Below are 3,771 nucleotides of genomic sequence, written 5' to 3'. Positions count from 1 at the left end.
AAAAATAAAAAAACTGATTTTTAGAACCCACCAGAATTATATCCCAAGAAAAAAACACCGGAATCCCAAAATTTATTTTGGTCTTCTCTTTTTTTTCTCGGGACTTCGTCAAGTGCTGCGTTACCGGTAACCTTTGAGAGACAGTGCAACCTTGATAGTTTCTGCACCAAACAAACTGACTAACCACGAAAAAGATTTATCTTTGACAAAATGAACAACGGCAAACATAAAATGAAATTTCCTGACGACTTTATAAACAAAATCATTTGTGGCGACAGCTTAACCGTAATGAAACAGATGCCGGACAACTGTATTGACCTTGCTGTTACTTCACCGCCATATAACTTAAAAAACTCAACCGGAAACGGAATGAGTGCAAATACAAAATCAGGTAAGTGGGCAGGCAATCCTTTGCAAAACGGTTACAGCCATTACAGCGACAACATTCCGGCTGACGAATATGCGGATTGGCAACACAACTGCCTAAAAGAAATGTATCGCTTAATCAAAGACGATGGAGCAATTTTCTATAATCACAAATGGCGTGTGCAAGACGGACTTATTCAAGACCGCAAAGACATCATAAGAGATTTGCCTGTAAGACAAATTATTATTTGGAGGCGTAAAGGCGGTATCAACTTCAATCCCGGATATTTTCTTCCGACATACGAAGTGATATATATGATACCAAAACCTAACTTCAAACTTGCACCAAAAGCTAATGCTTTTGGTGATGTTTGGGAGTTTACGCAAGAAATGAATAACGAACATCCTGCACCTTTCCCTGTTGCACTCATTGACAGAATTATTTCTTCCACAAATGCTAAAATTATACTTGACCCTTTCTCTGGTAGTGGAACGACAGCAATCACTGCTTTGGGACTTAAACGAAATTATATTGGTATTGAACTTTCACCGGACTACTGCAAAAATTCCGAAGCAAGAATTGAACGCAACAAAAGGCAGAGTGAACTTTTGAAGTTCAAAGCTGCCACCCTTTTTCAAGAAACAGAATGAAAATTTATACCAAAGACGAACTAATCGCAGAGCTAAAAAAGATTGCAGAAAAAGGATGGATACCAAACGCACGACACGGAAATCATGGAGGCATTGGTAACACTCTTGAAGATTTGTTAGGTATTAGCGAAAACAACTTGCCAATTCCAAATGCGGCAGAGTGGGAGTTAAAATCACAACGATTAAACACAAGTTCATTGACAACTTTGTTTCACATTGAGCCATCACCAAGAGCTGTAAAATTTGTTCCGCAAGTTGGACTTTTAAATTATGGTTGGAAACATCAACAAGCAGGAAAAAAATATCCAGATAATGAAATGAGCTTTCGCTTGACCATTCACGGAAACGCACCAAGCGACAGAGGCTTTATGGTAAAGATTGATAGAGAGGCACAAAAAGTTCTCATTTCTTTTGACAGCAGCAAAGCTGCTGAAAAGCATAGTGCGTGGCTTAAATCTGTAAACAAGCGAATTGGATTAGGAGAACTGAATCCACAACCATATTGGGGTTTTGACGACCTTTCAAATAAAGCCGGAACAAAACTGCTGAACTGTTTTTATGTGCAAGCAGAAGTTACGAAAGAAGGCGATAAAGAATTTTATCGTTACAGCAAAGTTCAGATGTTGCAGAAGTTCAATTTTGATGGTTTTCTTACACAACTTGAAAAGGGAAATATTTTGGTTGACTTTGATGCAAGAACGGGACATAATCACGGAACAAAGTTTCGTATGCGACAAAACTGTTTACCGGAATTATATAAAAAAGTAACAAACATTTTATGACGAGAGAAAGTAAGGCAGCCGGTAACAAAAAAATTGGCAATAGAGCCGGTGAAGTACTTCTATTGAGCATTTGTGCAAGGTTGAACAGTAGTAATTCTATTCAGCATTTGTGCTAAAAGTCGGCTCCATCGCCACATCGGAACGGGGCTTCACGCACCAACTATGCGAAGCCCTACGGGACTTCGCACATCTGGCGGTTTCACCGCAATTGTTTTCGCTAACGCTCAACAACTGCGTGAAGCCCCATTCCGTTAGCGGCAAGGCTTACCGAACCGTGTAACATTAAAATGACAGACATAAATAATTTACATTTAGACACAAACAACACAGACGCTTGGACATACTAAAAAATTTATTCTTAGAGTGGGACTTAGAAACTTGGGCAAACGTTTTAGAAGTTGTCGGGTTTTGTTTTGCAATCGGTGCTTTTATAATCGGACTTTTCATTAAGTCGGAAATAAACAAGTTAAAGACGAGTTACATTTTTGACAAGCGAATTAAAAAGCATATTGACAATCTGCAAAAATCTGCTTCTGAAATCAATCAATTTCTAAACGACTATAATAGCAACCGACGTGAGATTAGAACAGAATTTGCAAATTGCATTTCTGAATTGGAAGATTTAATTCCGAAAATTAGTTATCGTCAAAGTTTAAAGAGTAGAAGACTATGTTCTTTTTTGAAAGGCAGACGAACAAGACCATTTGTCATAAGGCAGGTTCAGAGTTCAAGTTTCATATTTTACATTACTAAGTATCCAAAGCGATTTTATCAAACGACATATGATGACGTTTGGATAGTTTATGGCAGTTTGATAGAAATCATTAGACAATTAGAAAACATTAAACAAAACAAAGGCAAATCATTGTAACATGAGCACAAAGCATAGCATTAAAATAATATCCAAACTTAATCGGGACACTAAAGAAGGAACTATTAAGTGGGAAGTAAATCGCAGCAAACCATCATCACTTTCTGGCAGTGAGGTATTGGCAGACAATGTCTATACATGTAAAGTCTTAGACAAAAGTTTACGATTGTATAAGTATCAATCAAAATATTTTTACGATGAAGGGGCCTCTGAATGGACAGACGGTTATAGACTTGAATTTATAGACGGTTGGGGCAACTCTGAATGGGCATTTCCTGACGACAGAGCAATTTATGATTTGTATGAAACAGTTCGCTTTAAGGCTTCAAACATTGAAGGGTTTATAGACGAATTTTTAACAGGTGAAGAAAAAACAGAAACTGATGAAAGCCCGTTTGACTACTAACTATACATTAGACTTTATATAAGTTAATTTGTTATTGATTTTCTACATTTAATTCTAAAGTTGTGCAGGGCGCACCCTAATAGCATTAGTTTGTCGTGCTGTTCGTATTTTTTCACACGTAATTTGTAGCTAAGGATAAATAAGCGTTTGATCCCGCTAATACTATGTTCTACACTCACTCTTATTTTTGATTTTTCCTTGTTTTACTGTTTTTGTTCCTCCGTTAACTCTTTTCCTTTGTATGTTTCGCCTAAAAGTTTTACGGTGGGTTCTATAATTTAAATCATTGTTATTCAAGCAATTATATGTATGTTTGCATATAATTTAACACGAAAACAATATGACATCACAAGGGTAAGAGTGGAACACGTATTTGGTTTTATGGAACAAAGCATGAACGGGCTTGCGGTTAAATCTGTAGGAATAGCAAGAGCAACAGGAATAATCGAACTCATAAACCTTACCTACAACTTATTCAGGCTTGAACAAGTTCAAAGATTAAATTTATTTACATCGTAATATGCTATTAATTAGTTAGTTAATTGCGAATTAAAAATTTGTATGTGAATTAAAAAAATAATTTGTACAATTGCTTACTTTTTCAGCCCAGATTTTAAAAGAGTTCTGATTTGTGCCTGAAAAAAATAAAAAAACTGATTTTTAGAACCCACCAGAATTATATCCCAAGAAAAAAA

General features: G+C 36.3%; 4 protein-coding genes and 1 pseudogene. All 5 read left to right on the top strand.

Annotation, left to right across the window (positions count from 1 at the left end; genetic code table 11):
• Positions 1-210 precede the first annotated feature (210 nt).
• The 5 genes and pseudogenes from LC115_00170 to LC115_00150 all read left to right on the top strand — a co-directional run bounded on the left by LC115_00170 (position 211) and on the right by LC115_00150 (position 3,595).
• Entirely contained in the window at positions 211-1,017 is an 807-nt protein-coding gene (locus tag LC115_00170; GenBank protein ID MCZ2355098.1) for a site-specific DNA-methyltransferase, read from the top strand.
• A complete protein-coding gene (locus LC115_00165) occupies positions 1,014-1,799 on the top strand; it encodes an MvaI/BcnI family restriction endonuclease (GenBank protein ID MCZ2355097.1) in 786 nt (261 codons plus the stop codon). The genes LC115_00170 and LC115_00165 overlap by 4 nt, the downstream gene beginning before the upstream one ends.
• A 334-nt stretch (positions 1,800-2,133) precedes the next feature.
• Positions 2,134-2,670 carry a hypothetical protein gene (locus LC115_00160; GenBank protein ID MCZ2355096.1) on the top strand — a complete coding sequence of 179 codons (537 nt, stop codon included), beginning with the start codon at positions 2,134-2,136 and terminating at the stop codon, positions 2,668-2,670.
• 1 nt (position 2,671) lies between these two features.
• Entirely contained in the window at positions 2,672-3,076 is a 405-nt protein-coding gene (locus LC115_00155; GenBank protein ID MCZ2355095.1) for a hypothetical protein, read from the top strand.
• 351 nt (positions 3,077-3,427) lie between these two features.
• A pseudogene (locus LC115_00150) lies at positions 3,428-3,595 on the top strand (transposase).
• The last annotated feature ends 176 nt before the right edge of the window (positions 3,596-3,771 follow it).

Source organism: Bacteroidia bacterium, from assembly GCA_026932145.1.
In the GTDB taxonomy this organism is placed as follows: Bacteria; Bacteroidota; Bacteroidia; order J057; family JAIXKT01; genus JAIXKT01.
This window is presented reverse-complemented; position numbering and strand designations above follow the sequence as displayed.